Below are 16300 nucleotides of genomic sequence, written 5' to 3' on the forward strand. Positions count from 1 at the left end.
TGCAATCGCGCGAAAATTTAGAATCGGTAATCGAACCGCGCGATGTCTTCGGCACAGAGTTTTGAAACCGCTTCAGCGTCGGCATCCGAAAAATACTCGCGCCAGTTGCGCTTCCGCGCGGAAATGTTGGATCGCGCGAAGGGCATCACGGAAAACCCCAGATGCGTCGCGAGGGGTTCGGCATCGGTCTCTACATCTTCAAGGCGAATATAAAGGTCGCAAATCTCCTCCCCGTCCGGCAGCCGCATGTAGCTGCCATAAGGGGCCGCCGCGAGCGATGCCTGGGTGTGCGGATGGTTTATGAAGTCCGAAAAGCTGAGTGACTTTGCTAATGCCACGGCCGGATGCGTCATCTGCTGCTCGCGCAACCAATGGTAGTAGCTGACGACCCGATCCCACGGGTTCCGCACAAGTGTGAAAGTGAAATAGGCCCGAGCCTGCTCTTCTGTATAGAGCCCCAGCCCGTCGCTCAGCGTGGAATGCTTCCAAAGCCGCCCTCGCGTCTCGCGGCCCGCCAGCCTGCTTTTGCGCCGCTGCGCCTTGGGCGTGTCTCCGATCAGAAGATCGTCCGCCATGGCGCGGTCCTCCAGCGCGAGCGTCAGCGCCGTGCCGCCCGTCTTCGGGATGTGAACGAAGATATAGCGACGGCCATGCGAAACGATCATGCGCGAGACACTATCTCTGACGAAAGATGACGCAAACCCTCTTTCCTTTCGCGCGGAGCCGCCTGAAGATGCCCGAACAATTGAGGAGGAGGTTTTCATGGGCTGGCTTGCCGACGAGACGGGTTTGGAGAAATGCGCGGCGAATTACGCCCCGCTTACACCTTTGTCGCATCTCAACCGCGCGCTGGAGGTCTTCCCCGAGCGGCTGGCGGTGATCTACGGCAGCCGCTCTTATAATTACGTCGATTACCACGCACGCGTGAGCCAGCTCGCCTCGGCGCTCAAGGCGCGCGGCGTGAACTCGGGTGACGTGGTAGCGACGATCCTGCCCAACACCCTGCCCCAGATCGAAGCGCATTTCGGCGTGCCCGCCTGCGGCGCGGTGCTGAACGCGATCAACACACGGCTCGATGTCGATACCGTCGCCTATATCTTCGAACATGGCGGCGCGAAGATCGTGCTCTGCGACGTGGCCTTCCTGCCGGTGGCCGAAGAAGCCGTGAAGAAGATGAAAGGCCCCGCGCCGCAGATCGTGGAGGTGGCCGACCCCGATCACGGGTTCGAGCCTACCGGGCATTACCTCGAATACGAGGCGCTGGTGGCCGAGGGCGACCCGATGTTCGACTGGATCATGCCGGAGGACGAATGGGAGAGCATCGCGCTCAACTACACCTCCGGCACGACCGGCAAGCCCAAAGGCGTCGTCTATCACCACCGCGGCGCCTATCTCTCGACGCAGGCGAACGCGATCTCGTGGCGGATGCAGCTTTACCCGGTTCTGCTGACCATCGTGCCGCTGTTCCATTGCAACTCCTGGACCCATAGCTGGATGGCCCCGATGATGGGCGGCACGGTCGTCGGCTGCCGGGACGTGACCGCGAAGAACATCTATGACGCGATCGCCGATCACGGGGTGACGCATTTCGGTGGCGCGCCGATCGTGCTCAACACCATCGTCAACGCCAAGGACGAGCATCGCCGCCCCTTCGATCACGTGGTCGAAGTCTTCACCGCCGGCGCCCCGCCGCCCGCCTCGACGCTGGCCGCGATCGAACCGCTGGGCTTCAACGTCACGCAAGTCTACGGGCTGACCGAAACCTATGGTCCTGCCGTGGAATGCACCTGGAAGCCGTCCTGGGACGGCGCAACCGGCGAGGAACGTGCCGAACTGAAGGCGCGCACGGGCGTGTCGATGCCGATGCTCGAACAGGTAACCGTTCACGATCAGGGCAAGGAGGTCGCCCGCGACTCTCAGCATCTGGGCGAGATCGTCTTCCGCGGCAACATGGTGATGAAGGGCTACTTCAAGAACCCGCAGGCGACGCGCGAGGCCTTCGAGGGCGGCGTGTTCCACTCCGGCGACATCGCCTTCATGCATCCCGACGGCTACATCAAGATCACCGACCGCGCGAAGGACATCATCATCTCGGGCGGGGAGAACGTCTCCTCGGTCGAGGTGGAAGGCGTGATCTGCGCCCACCCGGCGGTCTCGCTCGCCTCGGTCGTGGCGAAGCCCGACGAGACCTGGGGCGAGGTGCCCTGCGCCTTCGTCGAGCTGAAGGAGGGCAAGGAGGCGACGGAAGAGGAGTTGATCAAGTTCTGCCGCGAGCGGCTCGCGGGCTTCAAGACGCCCAAGCGCGTGGTCTTCTCCGAACTGCCGAAAACCTCGACCGGGAAGATCCAGAAATTCGAGCTGCGGGCCGTGGCCAAGCTGCTCGACGCGTAGGTCTTTCTTCTACGCGTGCGCGCGCCCGCGCGAGGGCGCGCGCACGCGTAGAAGGCTCAGCTTTCGCTCTCGGCGCAATGCTGGCGGAAGGCGCGCGACAGCATGTCCAACTCGGTGCGCAGCAGGTCGATCTCGGCGCGCAGATCACCCGCGAGCGGCGCGCCTGCGACCAGCGAGAAGCGGTCGATCACCTCGCCATCCGATTTGCGGCAGACGAGGAAGGTCAGCACCCCCTCACTCAGCAACTCCGCCGGGATCGGCTGCGAGAGGCGCCAGTCGCCCGGCTCGCCAGTCAGCAACAGCCCTTCCAGCACCTCGCCCTGATGGCGCACCTCAAGATCGGGCGCCTCTTTCTCGTGGCTCACCGCCTCCCAGCGCCCGGCCTTGATCCGTGAATTTTCCAGCATCCTCGCCTCCGTCACAGCTCGGCGCGCGGGTAGCGCGCGAAGGTGAGATCGCGGATCACCACCTCGTTCATCCGTGGGTTTTCGAAAATCAGGTCGACCCATACCTTTTCCAACCGCCGCTCGTTCATCCGCGTATAGGCCAGATCGAATTCGACATAGCGCGCGCCATCGCCTTGGGGCAATTCGCGCACCAGCTGCTCCGAATTGGGGCCGTGCTTGATGTTGAGGCGGCAGAACACCTCCAGTTCCCGCTCGCACTCCAGCTGCATCTCCAGCCGGATGAGATGGTTGAGTTGCAGCCCGCCAAGCGCCGCATCGGGTAGGTCGAGCACCAGCGACAGGAACGAGCCTTCGAAGCGCAGCACATCGAGCCGCAGCCCGAACGGCGCGAGCGTCTCGCCCTTGGTATTACGGATCTGGCGCAGCGTTATCTCGGACCGAGGGCAGTCATGGAACAGGGTGAGGTCATCGCCAAGCTTGTCGCGACTTTGCGCCCCCGCGATCCCATGCGGATGCGCCTTCACCCGCCAGAGCAGCGGACGCCACGCCCAGTCACTGCCGGCGGGCTTGCGAACCGACGTATCACCGGGAAAGGCCGTCAGCCGCTGCTCGGTCGCGCGGAGCACCGTGTCGAGCTCGTTGCGCAGCGCGCGCGCCCGGGCGCGCAGACTGCGCAGTCCATCAGGCCCAAGCGTGGGCACCGTGGACGCCGCATCGCGCCAGCGCCGCAAGCTGCGCCGCTCGGCAATCCGTTGCAACAGCGATCCGCCGTTTCGCCCCGCCATGTCCCGCCCTTCTTTCCCGTCCTGCCGTTGCCGCTTGCGGCATCACAGCAGTTATTCCTTATCACCGGGTTCTGAGAAAGGGAAATTTCCGGGCGAAGTCATCATGTTCCGGCGTGGCGACGCGCGCTTGGAGCGTCACGTCCGCACGGTCAGTTCGCGGCGCGGATCGCGGCGATGAATTTCTCCAGCAACTGGCGCTGCTGGGCGTAGCTCAATTCGCCTTCCTTCAGCGGCATAACCGACAGCGCGGTGATCCGCCCGCCAAGCGCGGTGACGCCCCGCAGATAGGTCTTGGCGATCGGCGGCCCGCCGGTGCCGGAGCGATCCTCGACCCGCAGCAGCAAGGTGCCATCGGCGATATCGGTGCCCTTGATAGTGACGTCGCCCGCCTCGCCAGATCGCGACAGCGCCGCCCGCCCAATCTCGGAATGGAAGAAATCCCCGATCTTCTTGAGCCGATCCCGTGACAGCTTGCCGGAGCCATCCTCCAGCGCGGGCGGCCCGACGGTGACGCTCAGCAGCGCGGGCTCTGGCGCATGGGCATCCTCGGCATTGCGCGAGATTGCAGCGCAATTGCCGAACAGCGCGAACCCCCCCGCACCGGAATTGCGCAGGCTTTTCGGATCGACGCACCAGCCCTTCGGCGCGGCTACCGTCAGCGCGCCATTCGCGAGCGTGGTGCGGGCTTTTGCGACCTGCGCCGAACCGAAGGCTGTCGGCTGACACCCCGCCAGCAATCCGGTAACCCCCAGCGCGAGGGCGAGGGGGGCCAAAAGACACGACGAGCGGTGTTTGACAGCAGAAATCATGAGTTTTGAGATAGCCTCAGGGCCTTCAACGCGCAAGTCTGCGGGGGCTCGCCGCACTGCGGCTGCGCGGGGTTCAGCCCAATGTGATCCGGCGCGCAGCTGCCGCGCCATCCTCCGGATCGTGGCTGACCATCAGGCAAGGGATCCGCTCGGCCGCGAGATGCTGCAGCGTGAAACTGCGGATCTCGGCCCGCAACTCCGCGTCGAGCGCGGCGAAGGGCTCGTCGATCAACACCGCGCGGGGCCGGGCAAGCAGCGTGCGCATCAGCGCCGCACGGGTGCGCTGCCCGCCCGACAGCGTCGCCGGATCGCGATCAGCCATGCCCGCAAGCCCGGCCTGTTCCAATGCCGCCTCGACCGCCGCGCGCCGGGCCGCCTTGCCCTTCACCTGCCCGGGCAACCCGAAGGCCAGATTGTCGCCCACCGAGAGATGTGGGAAAAGCTGCGCCTGCTGAAACAGCATCCCGATGCCGCGTTTCTCGGCGGGCAGCTGCGTGACGCTTTCGCCATCGAGCAGCACATCGCCCGAGGCCGTGAACCCACGCGACAGGTGCCCGCCGATATGGGCGAGCAGGCTCGACTTGCCGATCCCGGACGGCCCCATCAGGCAGACGGTCTCGCCGGGCGCCACGACCAGCGACAGCGACGCGAAGAGCGGCGCGGAGGCGCCGGGCGCGGTCAGGCTCAGATCGATCAACTCGAGGCTCATGCCACTCCTCCGCGCAACCCGCGCCGATTGCGATGCCACCATGCCGGCACGGCGAGCGCCAGCGCGAAACCCAGCCATGGCAGCGCCGCCTGCATGAGCGCGAGGATCGCGGCCAGCCGCCGATCCGCCCCCGAGGCCAGCGCGACAGCTTCAGTCGCCAGCGCCTGAACGCGCCCCGCCCCGGGCAGCAGAACTGCGAGATATTGCGCGACCGACACCGCGACCCCGATCGCCGCCGCCGCGCAGATCGGGCCCAGCAGCATCGGCAGCTTGATCCGCAGCAGGCGTCGCGTCGGCCCGGCCCCGAGGCTCGCCGCACTGGCGAGATGCGCCGGGTCGAGCGCGCGCCACGGCCCGGCCAGCGCGATCATCACATAGGGAAAGACGAACAGCAGTTCGGCCCATGTCACCGCGACCGGCCCGGGCGGCAGGCCGAGCCAGAGGAACCCCGTCGTCAGCCCCTGCAGAAACCCGATCTGCGGCAGCAAAAGCGGCAGGAAGATCAAGGCGCCGAGCGGCAGGCGCTTGCCGGAGCGATCCTCGCTTTCCAACCAGAGCATCGCGAGGATCACCGCCAGCCCGGTCGAGACCAGCGCAAGGGACAAGCTGGTCAGAGCGGGCCCTGCCCAATCCGCGCTGGCCCAGCGTTTGAGCGTCAGATCGGCGGGCATGGCATCGGGAAAGCGCCAGAAGCTCGCGAGGCTCCACAGGATCAGCGCGCCGAGCGATCCGATCGCCAGCAGACCGCCCGCCCCGATCAGGCCAGCGCCGCTCCAGTTTCGCCGCGAGGTGCCGCGATTCCCAGTGCGGATCGCCGTCTTGCCCAGCCGTGCCACCGCGCGCTCGCCGGCCATCCAAAGCGCCGCACTCGCACCCATCACCGCCAGCAGTATCACCGCCAGCGCCGAGGCGGGCACCGCCTGCGCGGGATCCGGCGCGCCGTAGAGCCGCAGGATCCGCACCGCCAGCGTCGGCGGGTTCGACGGCCCGAGGATCAGCGCCATGTCCACGACCGACAGCGAAAAGGCCAGTACGATCAGCGCCGGCAGGCGCAGTGCCGGGTAAAGCTGCGGCCAGACGATCCGCGCCCAGACGCGCCCCGGCGCATAGCCAAGCGCGCGCCCCGCCGCCATCTGCGCCGCCACCGGGCGCTGCGCGGCGGCGACCAGCGTCATCAGCGTCAGGAACGGCACCTCTTTCAGCATCAGCCCGAGGATCAGCGACACCCCCACGGGTCGCCCACAGTGACGATCTGCGGCGGCAAGTCCCAGCCAGTCGCCCAGGGCGAGATCAACCGCGCCGCCCAGCCCGAGGGCGCGATCAGGAAGGCCAGCCCGATCGCCAGCGCCGCATGGGGCACCGCGAGCAGAGGCGTCAGCCAGCGCGACGCCGATTGCCGCGTCATCAGCCAGCGCGCGAGCGGGATCGAAGCCGCAAGCGACAGCAGCGTAGCCCCCAAACCGGTCACCAGCGTCAGCCGCAGCGCGGTAAGGATACCGGGCGCGGCCAATGCCTCAGCGAAACCGTTCCAGCCCAGCGCGACGCGCCCCAGCCCCGGCTGCCAGCCAAACGCGGTCGCCAGCGTCAGCACCGCGCCCAGCAGCACTGGCGCGCCGATCACCAGCGTCATGATCGCCCCGGCGAGCCGCATCGGAACCTCACTTCGTGTAGCGCTGCGCCCAGTCCTCGGTGAGCTTGGTCATCCAGCTCGGGTGCGGCTCGGGCAGGGTCGGGCCCAACTCCTCCAGCGTCGGCAGCGCGGGCGCGGTAGGCAAATCAGCGAAGGCCTGTTTCGCCGCCTGGTCCAGCTTCGCCGGATCGAGCACCGAGAAACTTCCCAGCACGCGGATGTCCTGCATATGCGCCTGCGTGGCCGGATCGAGCAGGAAATTCGCGACCAGCTCCGCCCCCGCCTGATGCGCCGCGTTATAGGGAATCGCGACGTAGGAGATATTCCCGATCGTGCCGCCCTCGGGCACCCAGACGCGGACAGAGGGCGGCAGCACGCCCTGCTCGATCATCGCGGCGGGCGCGGCGGGATCGAAGAACATCGCGAAATCGACCTCGCCATCGGCCAGCAGTTGCGCCTGCGCGCTTTCGTTCTCGGGGAAGGATTTGCCTTCGCGCCACATCAGCGGGCGCAACGCATCGTACCACGCCCAGAGCGGCGCGGTTTCCTTGGTATAGGCCTCGTCCATCACGGGCTGCGACAGCGCCGCCGGATCGGGCGCCAACTGGACCAGCGCCTGCTTGAGGAAGCTCGCCCCCATGAAATTCGACGGGTTGGGATGGGTGAAGCGGCCCGGATGCGCCTTGGCCCAATCCAGAAGCCCCGCCATATCCTTCGGCGGTTCGTTCACCCGCTCCGCATCATAGGCGAAGGCGAATTTCGCAAGCCGCCACGGGCTCTCATAGCCCTCGGTCGGCACGGTGAAATCGGTCGTGGCCGCCGAGCCTTCCGACAGGTCGAGATATTTCGCATTGGGCAGATCGCTCACGAACGGCCCATGCAGCAGCCCCGCGTCCTTCATCGCCAGAAAGTTCGGCCCGTTGATCCAGATAAGGTCCACCGCGCCGCCGTCATCCTTGCCTGCCGCCTTCTCGGCCTGCACGCGCGAAACGGCTTCGGCAGTGTCGGACAGTTTCACCTGCTCGACCGTGACGCCGTATTTCTCCTGCATCTGATCGGACACCCAATCGATGAAAGCGTTGGTGCGCGGATCGCCGCCCCAAGCATTGAAATAGACCGTCTGGCCCTTCGCCTCAGCCTGCATCTGCGCCCAATCGGCGAAGGCGGGCGCAGCGAGCGGCAGCGCGAGACTCGCGGCAAGAACCGGGGCGGCAAGGAGGTTTCTCATACTCTCTCCGTTCAGGAAAACGCCCGCCAGCCCATCAGCCAGCGGGTCACGGTGGTCACGAAACAGGCGGCGGCGAAGATCCCGGCAAGGATCGGGAAGGCTTGCGGAAACAGACAGATCGCCGCGAAGAACAGGATCGTCTCGGCCCCTTCGGTAAGGCCGCCGAGGTAGTAGATGCCCTTCGTCGGATAGGCATCGGTGCTCATCCCGCGCTTGGCGGCGATCGAGGCGAAAGCGAGAAAGCTCGACCCGGTGCCGACGAAGGCCGCGATCAGGATGGAAGCGGCGAGCGCGTTACGGGCCGGATCAGCCAGAGCGAAGCCCACCGGGATCAGCGCGTAGAACAGAAAATCCAGCGCGATATCGAGGAACGCACCGCGATCGGTCGGCCCCTTGATCCGCGCGATGGCCCCGTCGAGCCCGTCCGCGACCCGGTTGATGAGGATCAGCGCCAGCGCCAGCCAATAGGCGTGGAACGCCAGCGCCGGAATCGCGAGCAGACCCAGCGCGAAGCCGGCCACCGTCACCTGATCGGCGCGGATACCGCGCGCGGCCAGCGCCTCGGCGGGAGGCTGCATCATGGCACGTTGCAGCGGCAGGAGAGCAGCATCGATCATCCGCGCCTCCAGGTCATGAAACGCTCGGCGATCCGCAGGGTGCGCGGGTTCACATGAGCCTGCCGCCAACGCCCGGCGGCGTTCTTCGCGGCCTCCGACCAGCTCGGATAGATATGCGGCGTCGAGAGAATCTTGCCCAAGCCCAGCCCGTGCCGCATCGCCAGCGCGAACTCGGTAAGCACCTCGGCGGCATGCGCGCCGCAGACTGTCGCGCCAAGGATTTTGTCCGAGCCCTTCGCGGTGACAATCCGCACGAAGCCCTGTCCCGCGCCTTCGGCCAGCGCCCGGTCCAAATCGCCAAGCGGATATGTCGTGACCTCGTGATGCACGCCCTCCGCCTCGGCTTCTGCAGCTGTCATCCCCACCCGCGCCAGTTCGGGCGTGGTGAATACCGCATGCGGGATCGGCGCGGTGTGGGCCTTGAAGCGCCAGAACGGCGAGGCCAGCGAATTCGCCGCCGCGATCCAGCCCTGATGGCCCGCGGCGTTGGTAAGCTGCAAGGGCCCGGCCGAATCGCCTGCGGCGTAGATATTCGGCATCAGCGTCTCGAGGTAGTCGTTCGTCTCGATCACTTTGTTTGCCGGAATGCCCAGCTCCTCCAGCCCAAAGCCTTCGAGCCGCGCCTTGCGTCCGACCGCGACCAGCAGCGTGTCGAACTGAATCTTGGAGCCGTCTTCCAGCTCCAGCCATTTACGTCCATCCGTGCTGGACTCGTCCCGCCCGAAGCGGATCGCCTTCGCACCAAGCTTCAGATCGGCCCCATCGGCGCGCAACGCGGCCGCGATGGCGTCCGAGGCCTCGGTATCTTCACGGATCAACAGCCGCTCCGCCGCCTCGACGACCGTCACGCCCGCCCCAAGACGCGCCAGCGCCTGCGCTATCTCGCAGCCGATCGGGCCACCGCCAAGGATCACCATCCTCTCGGGTGGCGCAGGCATCGCAGCGAGCGCCTCCCACAGCGTGTCCGAGGTCAGGGGCTCGACCGATCCGATCCCCTCGATCGGCGGGATCACCGGAGCCGCGCCGGTCGCGAGCACGACGCCGCGCGTCGTCAGGCGCTGGTCGCCCACGCGCACGGTCCATGGGTCTTCCAGTCGCGCATGGCCTTCGATCACCTCGACGCCCAAACCTTCATAGCGCTCCACGGAATCATTCGGCTCAATCTGCGCGATCACCTCGGATATCCGCCGCGTCACGACGGACCAATCGACCGAGACATCCGCGCGCACGCCCAGCGCCTCGGAACCGCGTGCCACACCCACAGCCCTCGCCGAGGCAATCAGCGCCTTCGACGGCACGCAGCCGAAATTCAGGCAATCGCCGCCCATCGGGCCGTCCTGCACCAGCGTGACTTTCGCCTTCGCTTGGGCCGCGACATAAGACGCCACAAGCCCCGCCGCCCCTGCGCCGATGACGATCAGGTTGCGGTCGAACTTGGCCGGGCGCTCATAGCCGCGATAAGCGCGCTTGCGCGCCCAGAATCGTAGCGCCGCGCGCGCCACCCACGGAAACACCGCCAGCGCCGCGAAGGCGCCGAGCAGCCCCGGTGAGACGATCCCCGACAGGCTGTCCAGATCGCCCAGTTGCGCGCCCGCCGCGACATAGACGGCCGTGCCGGGCAGCATGCCGAGCTGCGAGACGGCATAGAATTTCCATGCTTTCATCCGGGTCAGCCCGAAGGCGAGGTTGATGACGAAGAACGGCACGACCGGAATCAGCCGCAGCGAGAACAGATAGAATTCCCCGTCGCGCGCCGCCCCTTTCTCGATCTTCGCCAACCGCGGGCCAAGCCGCCCGCGCACCCAGTCGCGCATCAGGTAGCGCGCGACCAGAAAGGCCAGCAGCGCCCCGATAGAAGACGCGAACGAGATCAGCACCAGCCCCTGCCAGAACCCCAAAAGCGCGGCACCCAGCAGCGTCAGCCAGACCGCGAAGGGCAACGACAGCGCCGTAACGACAACGTAGGTGACGAAGAACCCGATGGGCAGCGCCAGCGGATGCGCCTCGCGCCACGCCGCGAGACTGTCGCGCAGGGCGCGCAGCCGTTCGGGGTCGGGATCGGCCACCAGAAAGGTCGCGATCACCGCCAGAGCGATCAGGCCAAGGAATATCAGAGGTTTGCGCATGGTCCTCCCGTGGGTGACGCCCCAGTGATAGAGGCGATGCGATCTTTCCCCAAGTCGTTTCACGCGCGGATTTCGTTACGCGCTTTCTCTTGGGTTCGCTATTTGGCACTGTTACGCAGAAAACGGAGGCGGGGATGCATTTCATTGCAGTCGATGGCGGAGGCAGCGGATGCCGGGCGGTGTTCGCCGATGCGTCAGGCCGCGTCATCGGGCGCGGCGAGGGCGGCCCTGCGAATATCGCCTCCGACTACGACGCGGCGCGGCAAAATATTTTCACCGCCATCGAAACCGCGATGCGGCCCCTCGATGCACCGAAGATTCGCGCGGTGCTCGGGCTGGCCGGGGCGAACCATGCGCCCGCCGCCGAGGCTTTGGCCGCCGAGCTGCCTTTTCCCGCCCGCGTCGTGCAGGATGTGACGACCTCGGTGCGCGGCGCCCTAGGACCGGAGGACGGTATCGTCGCGGCCATTGGCACCGGCTCGTTCTTCGCGCGGCAGCTGGGCGGTCAGCAACACGCGATCGGTGGCTGGGGCTTGCGGCTGGGCGATGAGGGCTCGGGCGCTTGGATGGGCCGGGCGCTCGGAATGCGAGCGGGGCGTGCGCTGGATGGTTTCTGCCCGGTGACGCCGCTGCTGCGCGACTTCCTCGACGAAATGAACGGGCGCAACGGGCTGATCGCGTTCAGCCTCGACGCCACACCTGCCGATTGGGCGCGATTTGCGCCGCGCGTCCTGCAGTCGACCGACCCTGCCGCGGTTGCCGTGCGCGAGGCTGCACAGACGGAGATCAGGGAGGCCATCGCACTGTTGCAACCCGAAGAGCCGCTGCCCGTGACGTGGCTCGGCGGACTTGGACAGGGTCTGGCGGTGCAAGATTGGCCGCAGCGGGCGGCGAAAGGCAACGCGCTGGACGGTGCCTTGGCATTGGCGATGGAGGATGCGTTTTGGACAAGTTGATCCTGACGGGCGCGCGCGTTTTCGATGGCCCCGCCTTCCACGAAAACTATGCAATCGTGCTGGAACAGGGTCGAATCTCGGCGCTCTGCCCGATCGCGGAGCTGCCAGAGGGCGAGGTGATCGAGTTTCCGGGAGGCACGCTCGCGCCCGGGCTTGTCGATCTGCAGGTGAACGGCGGCGGCGGCGTGATGCTCGACGGGCACGCGACGCTGGAGACGATCTCCAGCATCTGCGCCGCGCATGCCGATCTTGGCGCGACGACGATCCTGCCGACGCTGATCACCGACACCCGCGCCGCGACCCAGACCGTGCTGGCGGCAGGTATCGCCGCCGTGTCGCGAGTGCCGGGCTTCGGCGGGCTGCATCTGGAGGGCCCGCATCTCGACCCGAAGCGCCCCGGTTGTCACCCGCCGGGCTGCATCCGACCGATGGACGAAGAGGATATCGAGACGCTGCTGGAGGCGAAGACAGGGTTACCCGCGCTGATCGTGACGCTCTCGCCCGCCAACGCGACGCCCGAACAGATCGCGCGCCTCTCCGATGCCGGTATCGTCGTCAGCCTCGGCCATTCCGATTGCAGCTTCGCGGAGGCTCAGGAGGCCATCGCGGCGGGCGCGCGGATGGTCACCCATCTCTTCAATGCGATGAGCCAGCTGGGCTCGCGCGAACCCGGCCTCGTCGGCGCGGCGCTGTCGCAGCCGGTCTCCGTGGGGCTGATCGCGGACGGCATCCATGTGCATCCCGAGACGATCCGGCTGGCGCTGGAGGCGAAACGGCAGGGCGAGGTCTTCCTCGTCTCCGACGCGATGGCCTGCGCCGGGTCCGATCTGACCGAGTTTGATCTCGCCGGTCGCCGCATCCTGCGCCGCGACGGGGCGCTGCGGCTGGAGGACGGCACGCTTGCCGGGGCCGATCTGTCGCTGCCGCAGGCGGTGCGCTTCATGATCGAGACGGTTGGCGTATCACCGGAACAGGCGCTTGCGATGGCAAGTCGTATCCCGGCCGAGGCAATCGGCGCGCCGGTTGGCCGGATCGCCCCCGGTCTCGCAGGCGATCTGGTGCATTTCGATGACGATTGGCGCCTGACCGAAGTCTGGCAGGGCGGTCAGGCGAAATCTTCCACCGCATAGCCCTGAATGTAGAGCAGCGCGCTCAGATCACCGAAGTTGATCCGGATGTCGCATTCGGCGGCAACGGAGGGCTTGGCATGCAGCGCCACGCCCGCGCCCGCGAGCTTCAGCATTCCCAGATCGTTCGCCCCATCGCCCACGGCCATGACCTGCGCATGATCCAGCTTCAGTTTTTCCGAAATTTCCAGCAAAGCCTGAACCTTGGCCTCGCGCCCGAGGATCGGCTGCGAGGGCACGCCCGTCAGCTTGCCATCCTCGACCAGCAGCAGGTTCGCGCGGTTCTCGTCGAAGCCCAGCGTCTCCGCGACATAGCCGGTAAAGGCCGTGAAGCCGCCCGAGACGAGCACACAGTAGGCACCATGGGCCTTCATCGTCGCGACCAGATCGTGCCCACCGGGCATGAAGCTGATGCGGTTCGCGATCACCTCGGAAATCACGCTCTCGGGCAGCCCTTTCAGCAGACCGACCCGCTCGGTCAGCGCGCCTTCGAAATCCAGCTCGCCATTCATCGCCCGCGCGGTGATCTCCTTCACGCGTTCACCCACGCCCGCCACGTCGGCCAGCTCGTCGATGCATTCCTGCTGGATCATCGTCGAGTCCATATCTGCCAGCAGCATCTGCTTGCGACGCCCCTCGGCGGGCTGCACGACCAGATCGACGCCCAGCCCTTGCAGGCCCTCCCACGCCTCCCAACGATTCGACGGCACGCGGTCCACCATGAACTCGGCTGCGACATTCGGGTTGAGCCAACGCGCATCGCCACCGCCCCATGCGCCACAGAGCGCATCGAGCGTGCCTTGATCCAGATTGGCCTCTTTCGGGTCAGCGATCAGCGTGGCGGTAAACATGCGCGCTCCTTGGGGAATATCGGCTCCGAATTTTGATGCCGGAATTAGACCAATTTCCCGGCGCATGCCAGAGCGTCGCCACGGGGCAACCTGCGCCTCCTCTCCGGTGTCGGTCGCCTCGCTATTTGTCGGCTTCACCCGTTCCGGAACGCTCCGCGCGCGTTGCTATCTCTGTCTGGCAGACTTCGCGGAACGTCTTCCAGACCTCCGCCATCTCGGGGTCGGCTTTCAGTTCGGCGATCCGCGCATGATGAGCGTCGATCGCCGCGGTGTGCAACGCGGACAACACCGGATCTTCGAGGAAGCGGCCCATCTCGCGCCGGATCGCCAATCCATAGCGCAGCATGGTCAGGTTATCTTCCCGCGCAGAGCTGCGTTTGCGCGCATAATTGGAAGTCAGCCGGTCCGGCCGCACCGCGTCGCCGCGCTCCATTTTCAGTAACAGGCTTTCCGCCGAGCGTACCGAATAATGCGCGAGCCATGCCTGATCATATCGCCCGCGCACATCGTAGCCGCGATCCGTTCCGACACGGAATTTACGCGGCACCGGGACGCCGGCACCGTCGAGCCAACGAATGCCGCGCCGTCGCTCCATCTGCGGACGATGGTTGTTCCATTCGAGGACCGTCGGCGTGACCTTTGCGATCGTCTTCACGCCACGACGGGCACGGCGCGCTCCGGGTCTCATGTCGATCGCCCAGGTGAACCGCTCGGTAACGAGACCTTCTTCGAAGCTTTCTCGCCCTCCGAACCCGAAGAGCAGCTCGCCGAAGGAAATCGCATCGGGATAATCGTGCAATGCCAGAAGCCCCGGAAGGGTGCCATCCGCCACGTCGATATGCAGAAATTCGTCGGTATCGCAGATCATCGTGTAATCGGCCTCGCGGTGGCGCCGCAATTGCGACCCGTAAGCCAAGGCTTGTCGATGGAAGCGTTTGGTGTCCGCCAGATATGCTGGGTTGGGCAAGTGTTGCACTACCCCGAGAGCATCGAGCCGGTCCAGAATCGCATCGGTGCCATCGAAGCAGTCGTTCGAAAAGACGATGAAATCGGTCACCCCGAGATTGCGCCAATGGGCCAACCATTCGAGGATGAAAGGCCCTTCGTTCTTCATCAGGGTGATGATGCAAATTCGCATCGGCGTGATCACGGCAGCCTCCGGGGCGCTGTCTTTAGTCATGTCTGAAAGCTCTTGGGCCGCCCAGTTCGAGCGGAGTGACGCGAACAAATGTCACGAACTGAACGATTTATCATACTGTTTATAATATAAGATTCTGCCTTGGCTCATATGCTCGCCGGCGCGTATCGTTGAAACGATACAACATCACGACCGCCGCACCAGTCTGCATCGAGATCCGGCATCATTTTGACGCAGGTGTGGCCTCGCGGTGAATTCTCCCCTTGCACCAGAGTGGACCCACGCGTACATCCGGCGGCGGGACACCCTTCCCCAACGAAGGGCATATATCTGGAAGGATACCAGCAATGGCTATTCAAGCTCCGGCTACGCGGCCGGCAAACCCGCGTTTTTCTTCGGGCCCCTGCACGAAGATCCCTGGTTTCTCCCTCGACATGCTCAATGACGCGCCGCTGGGCCGTTCGCACCGTGCCGCTATCGGCAAGGCGAAGCTGAAAGAGGCGATCGACACCACCCGCGAAATTCTGGGCGTGCCCGCCGATTACCGCATCGGCATCGTGCCCGCCTCCGACACCGGCGCCGTCGAAATGGCGATGTGGTCGCTGTTGGGCGAGCGCAAGGCGACGATGGTCGCTTGGGAAAGCTTTGGCGCCGGCTGGGTGACCGATGTGGTCAAGCAGCTCAAGATCGAGGCCGAGACGAAGACCGCCGACTATGGCGATATCGTCGATTTCTCCACCATCGACTTCAACACCGACGTGGTTTTCACGTGGAACGGCACCACCTCGGGCGTGCGCGTCCCCAATGGCGATGCGATCCCGGCGGACCGCGAAGGCCTGACCATCTGCGACGCCACCTCGGCCGCTTTCGCGATGGACCTGCCGTGGGACAAGCTCGATGTCACCACCTTCTCCTGGCAGAAAGTGCTGGGCGGCGAAGGCGGTCACGGCGTGCTGATCCTGTCGCCCCGCGCGGTCGAACGGCTGGAGAATTACTCCCCCGCCTGGCCGCTGCCGAAGATCTTCCGCATGACCAAGGGCGGCAAGCTGAACGAAGGCATCTTCAAGGGTGAGACGATCAACACCCCCTCGATGCTCTGCGTCGAAGATTACCTCGTGTCGCTGAACTGGGCGAAATCCGTGGGCGGGCTGAAAGGCCTGATCGCGCGCGCCGATGCCAACGCGAAAGTCGTGTGGGATTTCTGCGCCGAAAAGCCGTGGATCGCGAATCTCGCCAATGATCCGGCGACCGCGTCGACCACCTCGGTCTGCGTGAAGTTCACCGACGATCGCATCAAGGATGGCGCAGCCTTCGCCAAAGCCGTCGCCAAGCGGCTCGAAGCTGAAGGCGTGGGCCTCGATCTCGGCGCCTATCGCGACGCCCCGGCCGGTCTGCGCATCTGGTGCGGCTCGACCGTCGAGACGGCGGATGTCGAGGCGCTGATGCCTTGGGTCGAATACGCCTTCGAGGCCGAGATCGCCGCGCAAGCGTGATCCGTGACAGATTGGCGGGCCTCCGGGCCCGTC

General features: G+C 65.8%; 16 protein-coding genes. 4 read left to right on the top strand and 12 right to left on the bottom strand.

Features of this window, described 5'->3' with window-relative positions:
• Positions 1-17: 17 nt before the first annotated feature.
• Complete coding sequence (locus tag BMG03_RS00650) at positions 18-665, bottom strand: sulfotransferase family 2 domain-containing protein (protein WP_075775366.1); 648 nt, start codon at positions 663-665, stop codon at positions 18-20.
• 97 nt (positions 666-762) lie between these two features.
• Between BMG03_RS00650 and BMG03_RS00655 the strand changes: the two genes are divergently transcribed.
• Positions 763-2391, top strand: coding sequence for an AMP-binding protein (locus BMG03_RS00655; protein ID WP_075775365.1), 1629 nt, complete (start codon positions 763-765; stop codon positions 2389-2391).
• A 56-nt stretch (positions 2392-2447) separates the two neighbouring features.
• On the opposite strand, the gene BMG03_RS00660 is transcribed toward BMG03_RS00655, so the two are convergent.
• The 9 genes from BMG03_RS00660 to BMG03_RS00700 form a co-directional block, all read right to left on the bottom strand.
• Positions 2448-2798: a hypothetical protein gene (locus BMG03_RS00660; protein ID WP_075775364.1), complete on the bottom strand. Its 351-nt coding sequence runs from the start codon at positions 2796-2798 to the stop codon at positions 2448-2450.
• 11 nt (positions 2799-2809) lie between these two features.
• Complete coding sequence (locus BMG03_RS00665; RefSeq protein WP_075775363.1) at positions 2810-3583, bottom strand: DUF6478 family protein; 774 nt, start codon at positions 3581-3583, stop codon at positions 2810-2812.
• 149 nt (positions 3584-3732) lie between these two features.
• A complete protein-coding gene (locus tag BMG03_RS00670) occupies positions 3733-4356 on the bottom strand; it encodes a hypothetical protein (protein ID WP_157771527.1) in 624 nt (207 codons plus the stop codon).
• Positions 4357-4465: 109 nt separating this feature from the next.
• On the bottom strand, positions 4466-5101 hold the full coding sequence (locus BMG03_RS00675; RefSeq protein ID WP_075775361.1) for an ATP-binding cassette domain-containing protein: 636 nt from the start codon (positions 5099-5101) through the stop codon (positions 4466-4468).
• Positions 5098-6327, bottom strand: a complete 1230-nt coding sequence (locus tag BMG03_RS00680) for an ABC transporter permease (protein ID WP_077701031.1) — start codon at positions 6325-6327, stop codon at positions 5098-5100. The genes BMG03_RS00675 and BMG03_RS00680 overlap by 4 nt, the downstream gene beginning before the upstream one ends.
• Positions 6318-6752, bottom strand: coding sequence for an ABC transporter permease family protein (locus BMG03_RS00685; protein ID WP_077701032.1), 435 nt, complete (start codon positions 6750-6752; stop codon positions 6318-6320). Before BMG03_RS00685 ends, BMG03_RS00680 begins: the two co-directional genes overlap by 10 nt.
• Positions 6753-6759: 7 nt before the next feature.
• Positions 6760-7959: an ABC transporter substrate-binding protein gene (locus tag BMG03_RS00690; RefSeq protein ID WP_075775360.1), complete on the bottom strand. Its 1200-nt coding sequence runs from the start codon at positions 7957-7959 to the stop codon at positions 6760-6762.
• Between the two features lie 11 nt (positions 7960-7970).
• Positions 7971-8576, bottom strand: a complete 606-nt coding sequence (locus BMG03_RS00695; RefSeq protein ID WP_075775359.1) for a CDP-alcohol phosphatidyltransferase family protein — start codon at positions 8574-8576, stop codon at positions 7971-7973.
• A complete protein-coding gene (locus BMG03_RS00700) occupies positions 8573-10702 on the bottom strand; it encodes an FAD-dependent oxidoreductase (RefSeq protein WP_075775358.1) in 2130 nt (709 codons plus the stop codon). The genes BMG03_RS00695 and BMG03_RS00700 overlap by 4 nt, the downstream gene beginning before the upstream one ends.
• Before the next feature lie 134 nt (positions 10703-10836).
• Here BMG03_RS00700 and BMG03_RS00705 point away from each other — a divergent pair, with 134 nt between their 5' ends.
• Positions 10837-11658 carry a glucosamine kinase nucleotide-binding domain-containing protein gene (locus BMG03_RS00705; protein WP_075775357.1) on the top strand — a complete coding sequence of 274 codons (822 nt, stop codon included), beginning with the start codon at positions 10837-10839 and terminating at the stop codon, positions 11656-11658.
• Positions 11646-12788: an N-acetylglucosamine-6-phosphate deacetylase gene (gene nagA, locus BMG03_RS00710; protein WP_075775356.1), complete on the top strand. Its 1143-nt coding sequence runs from the start codon at positions 11646-11648 to the stop codon at positions 12786-12788. Before BMG03_RS00705 ends, nagA begins: the two co-directional genes overlap by 13 nt.
• Here the strand turns inward: nagA and serB are convergent.
• Both serB and BMG03_RS00720 read right to left on the bottom strand, forming a co-directional pair.
• Positions 12764-13636, bottom strand: coding sequence for a phosphoserine phosphatase SerB (gene serB / locus BMG03_RS00715; RefSeq protein WP_075775355.1), 873 nt, complete (start codon positions 13634-13636; stop codon positions 12764-12766). The two genes, nagA and serB, sit on opposite strands and share 25 nt — an antisense overlap.
• 121 nt (positions 13637-13757) lie before the next feature.
• Entirely contained in the window at positions 13758-14816 is a 1059-nt protein-coding gene (locus tag BMG03_RS00720; protein WP_075775354.1) for a glycosyltransferase family 2 protein, read from the bottom strand.
• A 305-nt stretch (positions 14817-15121) separates the two neighbouring features.
• On the opposite strand from BMG03_RS00720, the gene BMG03_RS00725 reads away from it, so the two are divergent.
• The gene (locus tag BMG03_RS00725) at positions 15122-16267 is read left to right on the top strand and encodes a phosphoserine transaminase (protein WP_075775353.1); all 1146 of its coding nucleotides are present in this window, start codon (positions 15122-15124) and stop codon (positions 16265-16267) included.
• Positions 16268-16300 lie beyond the last annotated feature (33 nt).

It is taken from the genome of Thioclava nitratireducens, from assembly GCF_001940525.2.
GTDB classification, from domain to species: domain Bacteria; phylum Pseudomonadota; class Alphaproteobacteria; order Rhodobacterales; family Rhodobacteraceae; genus Thioclava; species Thioclava nitratireducens.

Excerpts from the sequence above, each read along its gene's own strand:
- BMG03_RS00650 (WP_075775366.1), bottom strand. The coding sequence starts at position 665 with ATGATCGTTTCGCATGGCCGTCGCTATATCTTCGTTCACATCCCGAAG.
- BMG03_RS00655 (WP_075775365.1), top strand. The coding sequence starts at position 763 with ATGGGCTGGCTTGCCGACGAGACGGGTTTGGAGAAATGCGCGGCGAAT.
- BMG03_RS00660 (WP_075775364.1), bottom strand. The coding sequence starts at position 2,798 with ATGCTGGAAAATTCACGGATCAAGGCCGGGCGCTGGGAGGCGGTGAGC.
- BMG03_RS00665 (WP_075775363.1), bottom strand. The coding sequence starts at position 3,583 with ATGGCGGGGCGAAACGGCGGATCGCTGTTGCAACGGATTGCCGAGCGG.
- BMG03_RS00675 (WP_075775361.1), bottom strand. The coding sequence starts at position 5,101 with ATGAGCCTCGAGTTGATCGATCTGAGCCTGACCGCGCCCGGCGCCTCC.
- BMG03_RS00685 (WP_077701032.1), bottom strand. The coding sequence starts at position 6,752 with ATGCGGCTCGCCGGGGCGATCATGACGCTGGTGATCGGCGCGCCAGTG.
- BMG03_RS00690 (WP_075775360.1), bottom strand. The coding sequence starts at position 7,959 with ATGAGAAACCTCCTTGCCGCCCCGGTTCTTGCCGCGAGTCTCGCGCTG.
- BMG03_RS00695 (WP_075775359.1), bottom strand. The coding sequence starts at position 8,576 with ATGATCGATGCTGCTCTCCTGCCGCTGCAACGTGCCATGATGCAGCCT.
- BMG03_RS00700 (WP_075775358.1), bottom strand. The coding sequence starts at position 10,702 with ATGCGCAAACCTCTGATATTCCTTGGCCTGATCGCTCTGGCGGTGATC.
- BMG03_RS00705 (WP_075775357.1), top strand. The coding sequence starts at position 10,837 with ATGCATTTCATTGCAGTCGATGGCGGAGGCAGCGGATGCCGGGCGGTG.
- serB (WP_075775355.1), bottom strand. The coding sequence starts at position 13,636 with ATGTTTACCGCCACGCTGATCGCTGACCCGAAAGAGGCCAATCTGGAT.
- BMG03_RS00720 (WP_075775354.1), bottom strand. The coding sequence starts at position 14,816 with ATGACTAAAGACAGCGCCCCGGAGGCTGCCGTGATCACGCCGATGCGA.
- BMG03_RS00725 (WP_075775353.1), top strand. The coding sequence starts at position 15,122 with ATGGCTATTCAAGCTCCGGCTACGCGGCCGGCAAACCCGCGTTTTTCT.